Consider the following 15,460-nt stretch of genomic DNA (forward strand, 5'->3'; position numbering starts at 1 on the left):
GTTCTTGTGTCGGGGCGCTCAGGCGAAGCCAGGCGTGCGCACCGAGGCGGGCGTGCCATGGGGTGCGGCGGAAGCCAGTGTCGGTGTCCCTGCCGGCAGGGCCTTGCCGAGCAACGCGGATCCACTGGACAAGGCGAGAGCGCACAGGCCAGCCGGTCCGGCTTTGACCGCGCTCGCGAACTGCTGCGCCATCTGCAGCGTCTGGGAAGACTGCCCGACGGCTGCCAGCAGCTGACCTGCAACGGCCCCGGCAACGGACGCCAATCCCGCTGCAGCGTCCGCAGGGCCAACTTTGGGCCAGGTTGGCTTGTCAACGTAGCTGCCCTCGGCCCAAGTGTCAGCAGGGTCCTTGCCGAAGCTGACCTTTGCCGGGCCCGGTGCGATGCCGCTAACCGCCGCGAAGCCCTTGGTGTCGAGCTTGCCGGTGGTGACCTTGCCCAGCGCGTCCTCGACCCTGAAGTCGCCACCATCGATACCCAAGCGGTTGGCGTAGTGATTGAACAGTTCGAGGTTGCCCTTGCCGGGCTTGGGCGGCTCGGGGAACTGCGCGACATACTTCTGCGCACTGGTGAAGGTATAGCTGGCCGCGTGGATGGTGTACGCGCCGCTCGTCTTGTGGGTGATGCCGCCCGCGTTGTAGATGGTGGCGCTGCCACCGCCCGCCACCACCAGTTCCTCCTTGGCCGACAGCGTGATGCGGTTGGCCGTGGCCGTGACGTTCAGCTTCGCCAGCAGGTTGATGCTGTCCTGCAGCGCGCGCAGGTCGATGTCGCCACCGGCGGCGACCAGCCGCCAGCCCATGCTCTGGATGAAGATGCGCACGCCCCGGCTCACGCTCGCCAGCAGGCGCTGCCCGATGGCGAGGCTGGTGTGACCGCCGCTGGTGAGCGCCAGGTGCTCGCCCGAGGCGAAGTGCGTCGAGCGCGCCGTACTGGCCTCGATTCCTGCAGGGCCCGCCAACACCAGGTGCGGCGCGGCCAGTTCGGGAAAGCTGCCAGCCTCGGGGTTGGCGGCGCCGCTGCCCCGGATGTCGTCGTTCTGTGCCTTGATGACCTTCGCGACCTCGGCTTGGTCGGTGCTCTCTTGCGCGTCGTGTTCCTGCGCCAGTTCCGCCAGCGTCTCCTGCTGGTCGCGCGCCACCGTGAGGCGCTGCACCGTCTCGCCCATGTCCTTGTGGTGGGCGCTGGCGTTGGCGCGGGCCTCGGTGGTGAGCAGCATGCCGTTGGCACGGACAACCCCCTGGGCCTCGGTGCGTAGCTCGAAGCCCTCGCCACGCTTGTCCTTGCGGCCTGAGCCACGAATGATGCGGGTCAGAAAGCCCAGCCCCAGCCACGAGGTCTGGTGGTCGCTCTGCAGCTGGGTCTGGATCTGGCCCTCGCTGGCGTCCTGCACGAAGGTGTTGGCCCGCTCGCCGCGCACCTCCTTGCTGACGAAGCCCGACAGCGCGTGGAACTCGGGCAGCGGCCACTGCGGCATGTTCAACTGGTTGGGCACGCTCCCGGTGACCAAAGGGCAATCCGGGTCCCCATACAGGTGATCGACCACCACTTCCTGGCCGATACGCGGCACGTGCACCCCGCCAAAGCGCTCGCCCTGCCACGATGAAGCCACCCGCACCCAGCATGAGCTATTGGCGTCGCGCTTGCCTTGCCGGTCCCAGTGCAGCTGAATACGGATGCGCCCGTACTCATCGGTCCACGTTTCCTGGCCCTCTGGACCGACCACGGTGGCGGTCTGCGGGCCGTGGGTGTGCGGCTTGGGCTGGGTGCGCTCGGGGCGGAACAGTTCGTTGGACGGCTGGGCGGTGAAGGCCACCTCGCAGCGCCACGGCTGGCTGCCGCCCGACGCTTCCGGTACGTCCTCGATCAGCAGGTGCGTGCCGAGGATGATGTATTCGCGGTTGGCCTTGGGCTGGATGAAGTTCGCCAGCGTGAAGGTGCAGCCGGGCACCATGGCGCGCACGTTCCCGCGCCCGCTGGCGCGGCTGCCATGCTGGCGCAGCGCTTCCATGCGCTGGCGGGCCACCTGGTCGCCTTCCTTCCACGGGTCGTTGCCGGTGGACGGCTGGCTGTGGTCGCCGGGGAACTCGTAGATTTCCTGGCCGGCGTGCGCGGTGTCGAGTGGATCAGCAGCGCGTACCGTCAAGTCGGCCCGCGTCTTGACGAAATCGTAGTCGGAACTGGTCCACCGGCCAGACACCAGCCGGTCGTGCAGCTCGAACTCGTGGAGGTGTTCCTCGTCGATCCGGTCGGACGAGCGTGCCCAGCGGATCGAGTGGTAGGCGGGGCTGGCAAACGGGGCAAAGGCGCCATTGCCGTCGGTGAGCACCAGCCGATGCTTGCCCTTGTTATGTTCGACGTGCCACGATATTCCCCACTCCTGGGTGAGGCGCTGGAAGAACTCGAAATCGCTCTCGCCGTACTGGACCTGGTATTCGCGTTTGGGGTAGCGCGCCACGTCCAGGCGCCGCTCGACCGGGAAGGTGTAGTCCGAGAGCAGCGTGTCGAGGATTTCGACGGCGCTTTGCTGCTGGAAAATGCGGAAGTCCTTGGTCAGTGTCGCCAGCCACAGCCAGGGGCGCAGGGTGAGGCGGTAGACAATCTGGTGACCGACTGCAATGGGGCCGCGCACATCGGTGACCATGCCCGTGATTTCTCGCGTGCCCGCGCCGACACCGCCCGCCATTCCGGTGCCCATGCCGTCGAGCTGAATCGTGACGGTCAGCTCCTGCCCGCGCAGCGCCGTCGTATCGAGGTCCGCCGCCGGGCCGAACAGCGCGTGACGGTCGTCCGGCGTCTTCAGTTCCAACTCGTATTCGAACAGTTCGCACAGGCGCTCGGTGCCAGACAGCTTGGAGAACACCAACGCGGGCTGGCCCATCAATTGAGGCAGGCCATTGCCCTTGACGGTGACGGTGCGAGAGGAAAGCGATCGGCTGCCCATGCAAACACGCTCCGTGAGAATGGATTGGTGACTGCCACAGGCAGCCAATGGCTAGCTATTTTGCGGGGCGATCGCTGCGCCCGCACTTGATGCGCATCAATACGCTTTTATATGGAAGTGGAGTCCAGCCGGATATCGGACGTTTCCTAAAAATGCATGCAATCCATTTAAATCAGAATTAAAAAATCTGAGTTTTCAGGCGGGATTTTCGTTGGCTGGTATGAGCGGACATGCCGGCGCGCGCGAGTCTCCCGCGATCCCCTGACGATCTCTTGCAATGGGAGTTACGCGGTCAGTGCGTGCCGCCAGCGCCCCCGCGTCGTACTGGGCGTCGCTGGCGAACGAGTTGTCGATGGTGGTGAGAGCGCGGGCGGGAGAGGGAGCACACCAACGGTGTGCCGGAACCAGTGGCATTAGCCCGCTCTGAGGGATACAGGACAGCTTTGCCAGCCTGACGGCATAGTGTCCTGATCCGCAGGTTGACCGCCACCCGGCGCATCTCAAAGGGCAGCGCGCAGCCCCAGGAAGAAGCGCCGCCCGGGCGCGGGTTCGAAATACCGCCCGTTGGCCTCGTTGACGATCACCGAGCCGATATAGCGCCGGTCGGTGAGATTGTCGATGCGGCCGAAGACGTAGAGCCGGGTCGGGCCGATGCGGAACTCATAGCCGGCGCGCAGGTTGAACACCGCATAGCCTGGCGCGGCCTGCATATTGAGGTCGTCGGCGTAGACGCGGCTGTCCACGCGCATCTCGGCCCCCAGCGTCAGCGGCGCTGCCGGCCGCCATGACAGGTCCGCGCCCAGGCTGTGGCGCGCGGTGCCGGGCAGGCGGTTGCCGGCTGCCACGGTCTGGCCCTGCGCGTTGACGAAGCTGTCGCCGAAGTAAGCATCGAGCCAGGTGTAGGCCAGTCCTGCCTCGATACGGCTGCCGCCGCCCTTGCCCGGCGTGCCCACCTCACCGCGGAAGCCGCCGCGCCAGCCCAGTTCGAAGCCGCGCCGGTGCACGCCGCTGACATTCTGGTAGACGGTGCGCCCGGCGTTGTTCGATTGGGGCACCACTTCGTCGTGGCTGTCGGCATCGAACAGCGCCGCCTCCAGCCGCTGCCCCGCCGCCTGCCACTTGATGCCGATCTCGCCCTGGCGGCTGGTGGCGGCCTGCAGCCCCAGGTTGCTGCCGACGCCGCCGGGGCCGTAGGCAACTTCGGTCAGCGTCGGTGTCTCGAAGCCGCGGCCGAGGTTGGCGTAGACGTTGAGGGAATCGAGCGCGTGCCAGACCACGCCAAGCACGGGGCTGACGTTGCTGTAGGTCGCGTTGCCACTGTCATCGGGGCTGGCCGCATTGATGAAGTGGTCGTCAATGCCAAGCCGCACCCGGCTGGCGCGCACGCCGCCCACCAGTTGCCAGGCCGGGTGGAAGCTCCAGTCGAACTGCGCAAAGGCGCCGAGGTCGGTCGCGGTATTGGTCTCGTCGCGGCGCAGCGCGCCCTGCGTGCCGTTCTGGTTGACGTAGCCGTTGCGGCCGTCGCGCATGCCGTTGGCTTCCAGCCCGGCGCTCCACAGCAGCGGCAGTCCGGCGGCGGTGGTGGTGCGCCGGCTCCATGACAGCGCGGCGCCGCCGTAGCTGCGGTCCACATCGACGATGCCGCCGGCCGAATTCGGCGCGGCACCGCTGAAGCCCAGACGCTGGTACAGGTTGCGCGTGCCGCCGTACAGGCGTGCCGACAAGCTGTCGGTCCCGGTCAGCTGGTGGTCCACCACCACGCCGGCCTGGGTCTGCTCGACATTCTTGCCGGTATCGAACTGGGTCGCGGCGGGCACCGCCTGGCGCGGGTTGGCATCGGCCTGCGCGCGCGTGAGCCCCAGCGGGTCCTGCGCCAGCGGCTGGTTGAAATAGTTGAACTGGCCAGTCACGCGCGTGCCGCTGGCCGGCTGCGCCACCACCTTGGCATTGAGCTGGTAGCGGCGCGCCGCGCTGTGGTCGCGGTAGCCGTCGGTCTGGTAGGTCCAGGCATCGAGCGAGCCGCCGAGCCGGTCGTTGCCGCCGGCCAGCGCGATGCCCGCCTGCCACTGGCCATCCGAGCCGAAGCCCGTCGACGCGCGCCCGCTGAAGCCATCGTTGGGCGGATCGGGGGTGAACACCTGCACCACGCCGCCCGACGCATTGCCATACATCTGCGCAAACGGGCCGCGCAGCACCTCGACGCGGCTGGCGTTGGCAAGGTCGGCAGTGGAAGCCTGGCCCTGCCCGTCCGGCATGGTGGCCGGGATGCCGTCGACATACAGGCGCACGCCGCGCACGCCGAAGGTAGAGCGCGTGCCAAAGCCACGCACCGCCAGTTGCAGGTCCTGCGAGTAGTTCTGCCGGTCGCGCACCGCCACGCCCGGCACGCCGGCCAGCACCTCGGACAGGTTCACCAGCGGCGTGGCGCTGCGCAGCGGATCGACCGGCACGCTGTCCACCGCCGCCGGTGCGTCAAAGCGGCGCTGTTCGCTGCGGGTGGCGCTGACCACCACGTCGGGCAGGGTTTCAGCGGTGGCGGCGGCCACTGCGGTGCCGGGCGGGTCGGCGGCACGCGCGCCGGCGCTGGCCAGGACCAGCGCGGCCAACGCCAGCGCGGAGCGGTTCGCGAACGGGATGCGGGGGATACCGGAACGGCGCTGCTGCCGGACCGCCAAAATCTGCCTGCCGCCTGGTTTCATGGGGATCGGAAGCGGTTGCGGGTTCTGGCGCGGAGAGTGGAGGCGCCGGGCACAGGTGAATGTGTCGCAACTTTATCGTGTCCACAGCACTATTGCCACGCGCAGGGCTGCGGGGAAAACCCGCGGAGGAGACGGTGCCGGCACCGAATTCCAGATGTTCAGAAAAATTCAACAACTTATTGCATGGACGCTCACACAACCAACCCTACGGCTCCCTACACTGCTTTCACCACCCGCCGCACCGCACCAGTCCATCACGCGATGCAGCATAACGGTATTCAGATTTTCGCAACTACCAAGGGATCCGCCATCATGACCACCGCACAAACCCGCGTCGCCATCGTCTACCACAGCGGCTACGGCCACACCGCCAAGCAGGCCCAGGCCGTTGCGCGCGGCGCCGGCAATGTCGCAGGCACTGAAAGCCTGCTGATCCCGGTCGAGGACATCGACCAGCACTGGGACACGCTGGAGCAGGTGGACGCCATCATCTTCGGCGCGCCGACCCACATGGGCAGCGCCTCGGCTCAGTTCAAGGGCTTTATGGACGCCACCTCGCGCAATGTCTTTGCCAAGGGCGGCAAGTGGGCCAACAAGGTCGCAGCCGGCTTCACCAACGCGGCCTCGCGCTCTGGCGACAAGCTGGCCACGCTGCAGCAGATCGCGATCTTCGCGGCGCAGCACGGCATGCACTGGGTCAACCTGGGCCTGCCCCCGGGCCACAACAACTCCAAGTCGACCGAGGACTCGCTGAACCGCCACGGCTTCTTCCTGGGCGCCGCCGCGCAGTCCGATGCGGATGTGAGCGCCGAGGTGGCGCCGCCGCTGGCCGATCTGCGCACCGCCGAGCACCTGGGCGCCCGCGTGGCCGAAGTGGCGCAGCAACTGGTCGCCGGCCGGCGCTCGCTGGCGGAGCTGAAAGAAGCTGCCTGATCCCGTCGCACTCTGACTGATCGGCCCCAATGGGGGCCGATTTGCTTTACCGGAGACAGTCGCGAGCCTGGGCGGTCAGTACAAGACTTCCAGCTCGTCGAACAACTCGCTGTCCTTCTGCGCCGCCGAGCGCGCGCGGCGCCGGATTTCCTGCAGCAGGCAGTCGGTGAAGCACTGCGCCGCGGGGCTGCCTACCGCGTTGTGGCGCGTGATGATGCCGAGCCGGCTGGTCTCGAACTGCTCGGCCAGCGCAAAGGCGTGGACCCAGCCGCGCATCGGCTCGGTCAGCAGCAGCGGCCGCGGGCAATAGCTGATCATGCCTGCATTGCGGATCAGCTCCAGCAGCAGCGCGGTGGAATGCGCGCAATGCAGTCGCGCCGGGTCGATACGCGCTTCATGCTGCCAGAACAGGTTGCGCATAAAGGACTCGTAGCTGGCCGCGGTGTAGTTGACGACCCAGTCCTGCTCCAGCAGTCCGTGCAGCGACCGCGCATCCGCGCACGGGTGCCCGCGCCGCGCGATCACGCACGAGGTGTAGGCAAGCAGCGGCTCGCACTCGAATTCCTGCGTGGACATCGCCGCCGTGAACGGCCCCACGGCGAAGTCCAGCGTGCCTTCGCGCAAGCGGGGCAAGGCCACCGCGGTCAGGCCTTCAAAGATCTCCACCTGCACGCCCGGCATGCGTTCGCGAAAGCGCAGCAGCACGCGCGGCAGGAAGGTCAGCATGACCCAGGGCGTGACGCTGATGCTCAGCCGCCCCACCCCTTCGCCGCGCAGCGTGGCCAGTTCTTCACTGGCGCGGGCGAGCTGCCCGACCACCAGCCGCGCGTGGCCCAGCATGCGCTGCCCCGCCTCGGTCAGCGCCACGCCGCTGGCGGTACGCGACAGCAAGGGCAGCCGCGCCTCGCTTTCCAGCTCGCGCAGCGCCTTGGTGACCGCCGCCTGCGACAGCCCGACCAGCCGGGCCGCGGCGCGGATGCTGCCGGCATCGGCAACGGCGACCAGCGCCTGGATCTGGTGGAGTTTCATCGTCATGGCGGTTCGGGATGGTGACAACCAGTGGTTGTCAGGATAACAGTATTGCGGCTATCGGCACGCGCGGGCCCTGCCTAAGATCGGTCCACGCAATCCCCGACAAAGCCTCCGGAGACCCCATGCATCCCGATCCCGTCCTGCCCGGCATCCGCGCCATCGAAGCCGAGATGGTGGACCTGCGCCACCGCATCCACGCCCATCCCGAGCTAGGCTTCGAGGAATTCGCCACCAGCGACCTGGTGGCGGAGTGCCTGCAGGCCTGGGGCTATGCCGTGCATCGCGGCCTGGGCGGCACCGGCGTGGTGGGCACGCTGCGTCACGGCGAAGGCTGCGCCATCGGCCTGCGCGCCGACATGGATGCGCTGCCGATCCGCGAAGCCACGGGCCTGCCGTATGCCAGCAAGATCGACGGCAAGATGCATGCGTGCGGCCATGACGGCCACACCGCCACGCTGCTGGCCGCGGCGCGCTACCTGGCCGAACACAAGCCTTTCCGCGGCACGCTGCACGTCATCTTCCAGCCGGCCGAGGAAGGCATGGGCGGCGCGCGCGAGATGATCCGGGACGGCCTGTTCCGCCTGTTCCCCTGCGATGCGGTGTTCGCGCTGCACAACATGCCCGGCCACCCGACCGGCAAGTTCGGCTTCCTGGGCGGGCCGTTCATGGCCTCGTCCGATACCGTCACGATCCGCGTCACTGGGCGCGGTGGCCATGGCGCGGTGCCGCACCGGGCGGTCGATCCGGTGGTGGCCTGCGCGTCGATGGTGATGGCCTTGCAGTCGGTGGTGGCACGCAACGTGAACCCGCTCGACATGGCCATCGTGACCGTCGGCGCGATCGAGGCCGGCAAGGCGTCCAACGTGATCCCCGAGAGCGCCGAGCTGCGCCTGTCGGTGCGCGCACTGAAGGCCGAGGTGCGCGACCTGCTGCAGGCGCGCATCACCGCGCTGGCGCATGCTCAGGCCGAGAGCTTTGGCGCCAGCGCCGAGGTCCACTACGACCGCCGCTACCCGGTGCTGGTCAACGACCCGGCCACCACCGGGATGGCGCGCGAGGTCGCGCGTGAATGGCTGGGCGAGGACGGCCTGATCGGCAACATGGTGCCGCTGACCGGCAGCGAGGACTTCTCTTTCATGCTCGAGGCATGCCCGGGCTGCTACCTGATCGTCGGCAATGGCGATGGCGAGGGCGGCTGCATGGTGCACAACCCGGGCTACGACTTCAACGACGCCTGCCTGCCGCTTGCGGCCACCTACTGGGTCAAGCTGGTCGAGCGCTACCTGCGCTGAGCCACGCCCCGCCATCGACAATGACCGGCCCCGAGGCCGGCGCCACCCCACCCACGGAGACACCGAATGTCCACTTCCCTGCCCGCGCAGCCGCTGGACGGCGCTTATGCCGCGCCCCCGGCCAGCCGCGTCGCGCCGCGCCGTCGCGTGATCGCAGCCATCACCATCGGCAACGGCCTGGAGTTCTACGATTTCACCGTCTACAGCTTCTTCGCGGTGCTGATCGGCAAGCTGTTCTTTCCCGTGACCGGCAGCTTCGGCCAGCTGATGCTGTCGCTGGCCACGTTTGGCGTGGGCTTTGTCGCGCGCCCGCTTGGCGGCCTGCTGATCGGGCTCTATGCCGACCGCGTGGGGCGCAAGCCGGCCATGGCGCTGACGCTGTGGCTGATGGGGCTGGGCTCGCTGCTGTTCGTGGTCACGCCCACCTATGCGCAGGCCGGCCTGGCCGCGCCGCTGCTGATCGTGCTGGCGCGGCTGCTGCAGGGCTTTGCGCTGGGCGGCGAGGTCGGGGCCTCCACGGCGCTGCTGATGGAGTACGCCGACGACCATTCCCGCGGCTACTACGGCAGCTGGCAGCTGTTCAGCCAGGGCGTGAGCGTGCTGCTGGGGGCGGTGGTCGGGCTGTCGCTGACCAACGGGCTGTCGCCTGACGCCCTGCAAAGCTGGGGCTGGCGCGTGCCGTTCGCCATCGGCATCCTGGTGATCCCGCTCGGCCTCTATATCCGCCGCCACCTGGAAGAAACCGCCGAAGCGCCGGCCTCCGGCGCGCCGGGCCATGAACGCACCGGCCTGTCTGAAATCTTCCGCGGACATGGCCGCGTGGTGGTGGCCGGCGTGCTGGTGACCATCGGCGGCACCTCCGCCACCTATATCGTGCTGCACTACATGACCAGCTACGCGGTGACGGTGCTGAAGATCCCGCTCGGGCTGAGCATGGCCGCCGGCTGCGTCGCCGCACTGGTGCAGGTAGCGCTGTCCGCGTATGCCGGCAGGCTGTCCGACCGCATCGGCCGCAAGCCCGCCATCCTGTGGTCGCGCGTGGCGATGCTGGTGCTGGTCTACCCCGCCTTCCTGCTGCTCAACGCACGGCCGTCGCTCGGCACGCTGCTGGCGGTGGTCGCGATGCTGGCCCTGCCGCTGGTGCTGAACGTGGTGCCGTCCGTGGTGCTGATCACCGAGCTGTTCCCGCGCCGCATCCGCGCGAGCGGGCTGTCGGTGGTCTATTGCATCGGCGTGCTGGTGTTCGGCGGCTTCGCGCAGCTGATCGCCACCTGGCTGATCGAACTGACCGGCAATGCCAGCGCGCCCGCGCTGTATGTGATCGGCTGCGGGCTGATTTCGCTGGTCGGGCTGGCGATGATGCCGGAGACTGCGGGCAAGCGGCTGGATTGACGGAGGTGGGCTAGGCGCCGGACAAGATCTGGCGCGCGCGCTCCAGCACTGGGCGGTCCACCATCTTGCCGTCCACCGCCACCGCGGCGCCATCGGCAGCGGCGGCCGCGGCCATGACGCGCCCGGCCCAGTGCCGTTCATCGGCCGACGGCGCCAGGCCGTCGTGCACGCCGCGGACCTGGCCCGGGTGGATCAGCAGCTTGGCGCCAAAGCCGAAGGCCCGGGCGCGGCGCGTCTCCGCGGCAAGTGCAGCGTCATCGCCGATTGCGGTGCAAACGCCATCCACGGGCGCGGGCAAACCCGCCGCGCGGGAATGAAGCACCAGCCGGCTGCGAAAGTAGTGCAACGCTTCACCGTCGTCCTGCACGTCGAGATCGAACATCAGGTCGATGCTGCCGAACAGCAGCCGGACCACGCCGCCGGCACGGGCCAGCTCGCGCAAACCGGCAAAGCCGGCGGCGTTCTCGACCAGCGGGAAACAGCGCACACCGGGCAATGCCGCAGCCAGCGCATGGACGCCGGCCGGATCGGCCTTCGGCAGCACGATGTCGGCGACACCCTGTGCGCGGCACCACGCGAGATCGTCTTCGTAGTACGCGGTATCGGCGCCGTTGATGCGCACCAGCATGGCGACGCCAGCCGCCGCTGCCTGCGCGCCAAGCCCCGCCCATGGGGCGCCAAGCCCGTCGCGTGCGTGCCCCTTGTCGGCGGGCGCGACCGCATCCTCGAAATCGACGATGACGGCATCGGCACCGGAGCCGATCGCCTTGGCGATGCGCTCCGGACGCGAGGCCGGGACAAACAGGTAGCTGCGCGGATTGGCGATCGGCATGGCGGCTCCTTTCAGACTGCGCCGGCCGAGCGCAACGCGGCAATCTGCGCCTCGGTCTGGCCCAGCTCGGCCAGGATGGCATCGGTGCTCGCGCCGAGCGACGGAATCGGGTCCATGCGTGCCTCGGTCATGCCCGGCGGCAGCAACGCCGGCACGGGACCCACCGGCGTGTCGACCTGGCGCCAGCGCTGGCGCGCCGCCAGTTGCGGGTGGTCCCAAACGTCAGCGATGGTATTGACCCGCGCATTGGCAATCCTGGCGGCCTCCAGCCGGTCGACCGCTTCCGTCGCGGTCAGGCCCGAGAAGCTGTCGACGATGCGCGCGCGCAGCGCCGCGCGGTTCTGGTTGCGCAGGCTGTTGCTGGCAAAGTCGGGATGCGTGGCGAGATCGGGTTCGCCCAGCACCGCCTCGCAGAACACGACCCACTCGCGCTCGTTCTGCAGTCCCAGCATCACGGTCTTGCCATCGCCGGTCGGAAACGGGCCATAGGGATAGATGGTGGCATGTGCCGCGCCCGCGCGCGGCGGCGGCTCGGCGCCATCGAAGGCGTAGTAGAGCGGGAAGCCCATCCACTCCACCATCGATTCCAGCATCGAGATATCGATGCGCTTGCCGCGCCCGGTCTTGCCGCGTTCCAGCAGCGCGGCCAGGATATTGGTATAGGCATACATGCCGGCCGCAATATCGGCCACCGAGGCACCGGCCTTGACGCCGTCGTCCGGCGTGCCGGTCACGGAGACAAAGCCGGACTCGCTCTGGACCAGCAGGTCGTAGGCCTTCTTGTCGCGGCACGGGCCGTCGCTGCCATAGCCCGAGATATCGCACACGATCAGGCGCGGGTACTTTTCGCTCAGGCTGTCGAAGTCCAGGCCCAGGCGCGTGGCCGCGCCGGGCGCGAGGTTCTGCACCAGCACGTCCGCGCGTTCGAGCAGTCCGGCCAGCACGGGGCCGGCCGCTGCGTGCTTGACGTCGAGCGTCAGGCTCTCCTTGGAACGGTTGGTCCAGACGAAGTGCGAAGACAAGCCGCGCACGCGCGTGTCGTAGGCGCGGGCAAAGTCGCCGCTGCCAGGCCGCTCGATCTTGATGATGCGCGCGCCCAGGTCCGCCAGCTGGCGGGTGCAGAACGGGGCCGCGATCGCCTGCTCCAGGGAAACGACGGTGATGCCTTCGAGGGGATGGGGCATGGTGGTATCCGGTTTTGCGCAATGTCCTGACGGCAATCTACCGGACCGGGCCGCGCCTTGGAAATACCGATTGCCGAGGGGGATCATAAGTAAAATGAATACTTTGGAATTCTCCCGGAGCCTGCCATGGACCTGCGCGCCATGCGCTATTTCATCGCCATCGTCGACCAGGGCAGCCTGACGCGGGCAGCCGAAGTGGTCTGCGTGGCGCAGCCCGCACTCAGCCAGCAGTTGGCGGCACTGGAAAAAGAGCTGGGCGTGCCGCTGGTCCACCGCGGCGCCAAAGGCGTCAAACCCACGGAAGCCGGCCGCACGCTCTATCGCCACGCCCGCAATATCCTGCGGCAGGTGGAGATCGCAGGCGCCGAGGCCCGGGTGGCCGGCACGGATGTTACCGGCATGGTTGCCATCGGCCTGCCCACCACGGCGGCAGCGGCATTCGGCATGCCGCTGATCCGCGCTGTGCGCGCCCGCTATCCGCAAATCCGGCTGCAGCTGTTCGAGAGCATGAGCGGTTATATCTCGGAGCTGCTGGACCACAACCGGCTGGACTTCGCCATCCTGTTCCGCGATGTGCCGTCGCGCGCGGTGGAACTGGAGCGTCTGGCGAGCGAATCGCTATACCTGGTCGGGACGCCTCCGGTGACGCGCGGGCGCGCAAAGGCGCAAGCGAAGCCTCGGGCGCAGGCCGGTGCGGAAGGCGCTACGGTCGCGATCAAGGCACTGGGCGAGCTGCCACTCGTGCTGCCAAGCGGCTCGCAGGGCCTGCGCGAAGTGGTCGAGCTTGCCTTCGCGCAGGCCGGCGTGCCGCTGAACGTGGTGGCCGACCTGGATTCGCTGCCCTTCCTGCTGGCGACCGCGCGCGAGGGCCTGGCCTGCACCATCCTGCCCGCGTCGTCGCTTTCCGACGCGGACAGCGAAGTGCCGCGACGCCTGATCGTGCCGGAACTGCGCCGCACGCTGTCGCTGTGCTGGCCACGCGCGCTGCCGCGCACCAGCGCGGCCGAGGCCGTGGCGGAGGTGCTGCGTGAACTGGTGGCCGAGCGCATTGCGGCAGGCGGGTCGCTCAAGCCGCTGATTCCGCCGCCTGCAGCCGATCAATAAAACTTATGCCCATAGTCGGCGATTGAATTTCACGCCGGCGCGGCAGTCGGCTAGAGTTGCCACCAGCCTGGGCCGGCATTCACGGCCCCGCAACTCCAGGAGACACCATGCAACGCACCCGCCGCGCCCTGGCAGCCGCCGCTGCCCTGGCCGCCTGCCTGCCGCTGTTCAGCGCCAGGGCCCTCGCCGCCGATCCCTATCCGTCCAAGCCCATCCAGATGATCGTGCCGCAGGCGCCGGGCGGCACCAATGACATCGTCGCGCGCCTGGTCGCCGCGACCCTGTCGCAACGGCTCGGCCAGCAGGTGGTGGTGGAAAACCGCCCGGGCGCCGGCGGCAATATCGGCACCCAGGCAGCGGCCCGCGCCACCCCGGACGGCTACACGCTGCTGATGACCATCAGCAGCACGCAGGCCATCAATCCGTCGCTGTACCGCAGCATCCCGTTCGACCCGGTCAAGGATTTCGAGCCGATCGCCCCGGTGGCGAGCGTGCCGAATGTGCTGGTGGCCAACCCCGCCTTCCCCGCCAAGTCGCTGCCCGAGCTGATCGCGATGGCCAAGGCCAAGCCGGACTACTACCGCTATGCCTCCGCCGGCAATGGCACGCTGAACCACCTGCTGGGCGAGATGCTCAACAGCATGGCCGGCATCAAGCTCGAACACGTGCCCTACAAGGGCGTCGCGCCGGCGCTGAACGATGTGCTGGGCAACCAGGTGCCGCTGGCCTTCGCCAGCCTGCCGTCGGTGCTGGCCCATATCAAGGCGGGCAAGGTGCGCGCGCTCGGCGTCAGCTCCGCCAAGCGCTCGCCGTTCGCGCCGGACATTCCCGCGATCAGCGAAACCGTGCCCGGCTATAGCGGCGACCTCTGGGTCGGCCTGTTCGCGGTCAAGGGCACGCCGAAGGACGTGACCCAAAAGCTCGGCCAGGCCATGCAGGAAATCCTGGCGGACAAGACCCTGCGCGACAAGCTGGCGGCACAGGGCGCCGAAGTCCTGACGGGCACGCCGCAGCAGTTCGGCAAGATGCTGGCGTCCGACATGGACAAGTGGGCCCGCATCGTGAAGGCATCGGGCGCGCAGGTGGACTGAGCGCAAACGGGCACCAGGCGGCACGCCAGCGGGCATGCCGCCACTCCCGCACACCCCCACCCTATCGGGCAACGAGCGCCGCCAGCTCCAGCTCCGCCGGTCGCGAAATTACTGCGACAAGACCCCTCCAGCAGCTTTCCTCAACAGGTAGTTCCTGCCTTCGGCTAATCGTCGGGCCAGACAGCCCCACGACGGCGAGCCGTCAGGGCCATCCCTCTTGGTGTTTCCCCTAACGCAAAAAGCCTTGGCGAAGCCCGCGGCAGTGCGCTACATTTGCATCAAATAAATCTTTTATTTGATTATTTATTCGATGCGCGCGACACGTCACGCGCCATCAGGAGACAGCGCCCCCCGATGAGTTTCCAAAACCACTCCTTCTAGCGACGGCGGTGATAGGTCGCGATTTCACGCGTAGCGATCTCGTAGACCTTTTCCAGTTGTTCCAGCTGTCCGGCAGCCTTCAGGGTGCCGGATTTAGGGCCGAATTCGCCTTGCGCGGTCTCGAGCAGTGTCTCGCGCCGCAAGCGGGCAAATTCGTCGCACACCCTTATGCCTTCGTCCGTGGCGAAGTAGTAAATGCCCGTGCGTGCGCTGCCGTATTTGTCGACCAGTTCGGCCTTGAGCAGCTTGCGCAACTCATATTGCATGTTGGGCACGTCCTGGCGATTGGTCATGTGCAGCAGGTCCTTGATGGTCTTGGGCCGCTCGTGCATCCGGATGATGTGCAGCAGGGTATTTTCCTGCCCGCTCAGCGTAATCCCGGTCACGGCCGCCAGGCATTCGGACTGCCACCGCAGGAACGACTGATAAGCCCGCATCACGGCGTATTCGAGGTCGGTGATCTCGACGCTGAAATCATCCGTCGCCAGGTGCCAGCGATGTTGCTCGGCAGTGCGGTCGATTTTCGCGGATGGCGTGGAGTTACTCGGGGTCTTGGGCATTGTCAGCTCGACGCACG

At 67.9% G+C, this 15,460-nt stretch carries 11 protein-coding genes; 5 read left to right on the forward strand and 6 right to left on the reverse strand.

From position 1 onward, the window contains the following. Window positions 1-18: 18 nt before the first annotated feature. Window positions 19-2,943: a type VI secretion system Vgr family protein gene (locus tag CF68_RS28025; RefSeq protein WP_051591724.1), complete on the reverse strand. Its 2,925-nt coding sequence runs from the start codon at window positions 2,941-2,943 to the stop codon at window positions 19-21. A 500-nt stretch (window positions 2,944-3,443) separates the two neighbouring features. Continuing rightward, window positions 3,444-5,642: a TonB-dependent receptor gene (locus CF68_RS28030; RefSeq protein ID WP_035825361.1), complete on the reverse strand. Its 2,199-nt coding sequence runs from the start codon at window positions 5,640-5,642 to the stop codon at window positions 3,444-3,446. Window positions 5,643-5,954: 312 nt separating this feature from the next. Between CF68_RS28030 and CF68_RS28035 the strand changes: the two genes are divergently transcribed. Then, complete coding sequence (locus tag CF68_RS28035; RefSeq protein ID WP_035825363.1) at window positions 5,955-6,575, forward strand: flavodoxin family protein; 621 nt, start codon at window positions 5,955-5,957, stop codon at window positions 6,573-6,575. A 75-nt stretch (window positions 6,576-6,650) separates the two neighbouring features. On the opposite strand, the gene CF68_RS28040 is transcribed toward CF68_RS28035, so the two are convergent. Further along, a complete protein-coding gene (locus CF68_RS28040) occupies window positions 6,651-7,610 on the reverse strand; it encodes a LysR family transcriptional regulator (protein WP_200872602.1) in 960 nt (319 codons plus the stop codon). Between the two features lie 119 nt (window positions 7,611-7,729). Here CF68_RS28040 and CF68_RS28045 point away from each other — a divergent pair, with 119 nt between their 5' ends. Next, window positions 7,730-8,899, forward strand: coding sequence for a M20 aminoacylase family protein (locus CF68_RS28045; RefSeq protein WP_035825367.1), 1,170 nt, complete (start codon window positions 7,730-7,732; stop codon window positions 8,897-8,899). A gap of 66 nt (window positions 8,900-8,965) precedes the next feature. Continuing rightward, complete coding sequence (locus CF68_RS28050) at window positions 8,966-10,291, forward strand: MFS transporter (RefSeq protein ID WP_035825369.1); 1,326 nt, start codon at window positions 8,966-8,968, stop codon at window positions 10,289-10,291. Window positions 10,292-10,301: 10 nt separating this feature from the next. On the opposite strand, the gene CF68_RS28055 is transcribed toward CF68_RS28050, so the two are convergent. Further along, on the reverse strand, window positions 10,302-11,123 hold the full coding sequence (locus CF68_RS28055) for a CoA ester lyase (RefSeq protein WP_035825371.1): 822 nt from the start codon (window positions 11,121-11,123) through the stop codon (window positions 10,302-10,304). 11 nt (window positions 11,124-11,134) lie between these two features. Continuing rightward, the gene (locus CF68_RS28060; RefSeq protein ID WP_035825373.1) at window positions 11,135-12,307 is read right to left on the reverse strand and encodes a CaiB/BaiF CoA-transferase family protein; all 1,173 of its coding nucleotides are present in this window, start codon (window positions 12,305-12,307) and stop codon (window positions 11,135-11,137) included. Between the two features lie 126 nt (window positions 12,308-12,433). Here CF68_RS28060 and CF68_RS28065 point away from each other — a divergent pair, with 126 nt between their 5' ends. Both CF68_RS28065 and CF68_RS28070 read left to right on the forward strand, forming a co-directional pair. Then, window positions 12,434-13,411, forward strand: coding sequence for a LysR substrate-binding domain-containing protein (locus CF68_RS28065; protein ID WP_035825376.1), 978 nt, complete (start codon window positions 12,434-12,436; stop codon window positions 13,409-13,411). A gap of 107 nt (window positions 13,412-13,518) precedes the next feature. Then, window positions 13,519-14,502: a tripartite tricarboxylate transporter substrate binding protein gene (locus CF68_RS28070; protein WP_035825379.1), complete on the forward strand. Its 984-nt coding sequence runs from the start codon at window positions 13,519-13,521 to the stop codon at window positions 14,500-14,502. A gap of 377 nt (window positions 14,503-14,879) precedes the next feature. Here CF68_RS28070 and CF68_RS28075 read toward each other — a convergent pair whose 3' ends face one another. Beyond that, a complete protein-coding gene (locus CF68_RS28075) occupies window positions 14,880-15,443 on the reverse strand; it encodes a winged helix DNA-binding protein (RefSeq protein ID WP_235205911.1) in 564 nt (187 codons plus the stop codon). Window positions 15,444-15,460: the final 17 nt, after the last annotated feature.

The organism is Cupriavidus sp. SK-4, assembly GCF_000611125.1.
GTDB classification, from domain to species: domain Bacteria; phylum Pseudomonadota; class Gammaproteobacteria; order Burkholderiales; family Burkholderiaceae; genus Cupriavidus; species Cupriavidus necator.

What these genes read in the sequence shown, in the direction of transcription:
- CF68_RS28025 (WP_051591724.1), bottom strand. Translation starts at nt 2,943, where the DNA reads ATGGGCAGCCGATCGCTTTCCTCTCGCACCGTCACCGTCAAGGGCAAT.
- CF68_RS28030 (WP_035825361.1), bottom strand. Translation starts at nt 5,642, where the DNA reads ATGAAACCAGGCGGCAGGCAGATTTTGGCGGTCCGGCAGCAGCGCCGT.
- CF68_RS28035 (WP_035825363.1), top strand. Translation starts at nt 5,955, where the DNA reads ATGACCACCGCACAAACCCGCGTCGCCATCGTCTACCACAGCGGCTAC.
- CF68_RS28040 (WP_200872602.1), bottom strand. Translation starts at nt 7,610, where the DNA reads ATGACGATGAAACTCCACCAGATCCAGGCGCTGGTCGCCGTTGCCGAT.
- CF68_RS28045 (WP_035825367.1), top strand. Translation starts at nt 7,730, where the DNA reads ATGCATCCCGATCCCGTCCTGCCCGGCATCCGCGCCATCGAAGCCGAG.
- CF68_RS28050 (WP_035825369.1), top strand. Translation starts at nt 8,966, where the DNA reads ATGTCCACTTCCCTGCCCGCGCAGCCGCTGGACGGCGCTTATGCCGCG.
- CF68_RS28055 (WP_035825371.1), bottom strand. Translation starts at nt 11,123, where the DNA reads ATGCCGATCGCCAATCCGCGCAGCTACCTGTTTGTCCCGGCCTCGCGT.
- CF68_RS28060 (WP_035825373.1), bottom strand. Translation starts at nt 12,307, where the DNA reads ATGCCCCATCCCCTCGAAGGCATCACCGTCGTTTCCCTGGAGCAGGCG.
- CF68_RS28065 (WP_035825376.1), top strand. Translation starts at nt 12,434, where the DNA reads ATGGACCTGCGCGCCATGCGCTATTTCATCGCCATCGTCGACCAGGGC.
- CF68_RS28070 (WP_035825379.1), top strand. Translation starts at nt 13,519, where the DNA reads ATGCAACGCACCCGCCGCGCCCTGGCAGCCGCCGCTGCCCTGGCCGCC.
- CF68_RS28075 (WP_235205911.1), bottom strand. Translation starts at nt 15,443, where the DNA reads ATGCCCAAGACCCCGAGTAACTCCACGCCATCCGCGAAAATCGACCGC.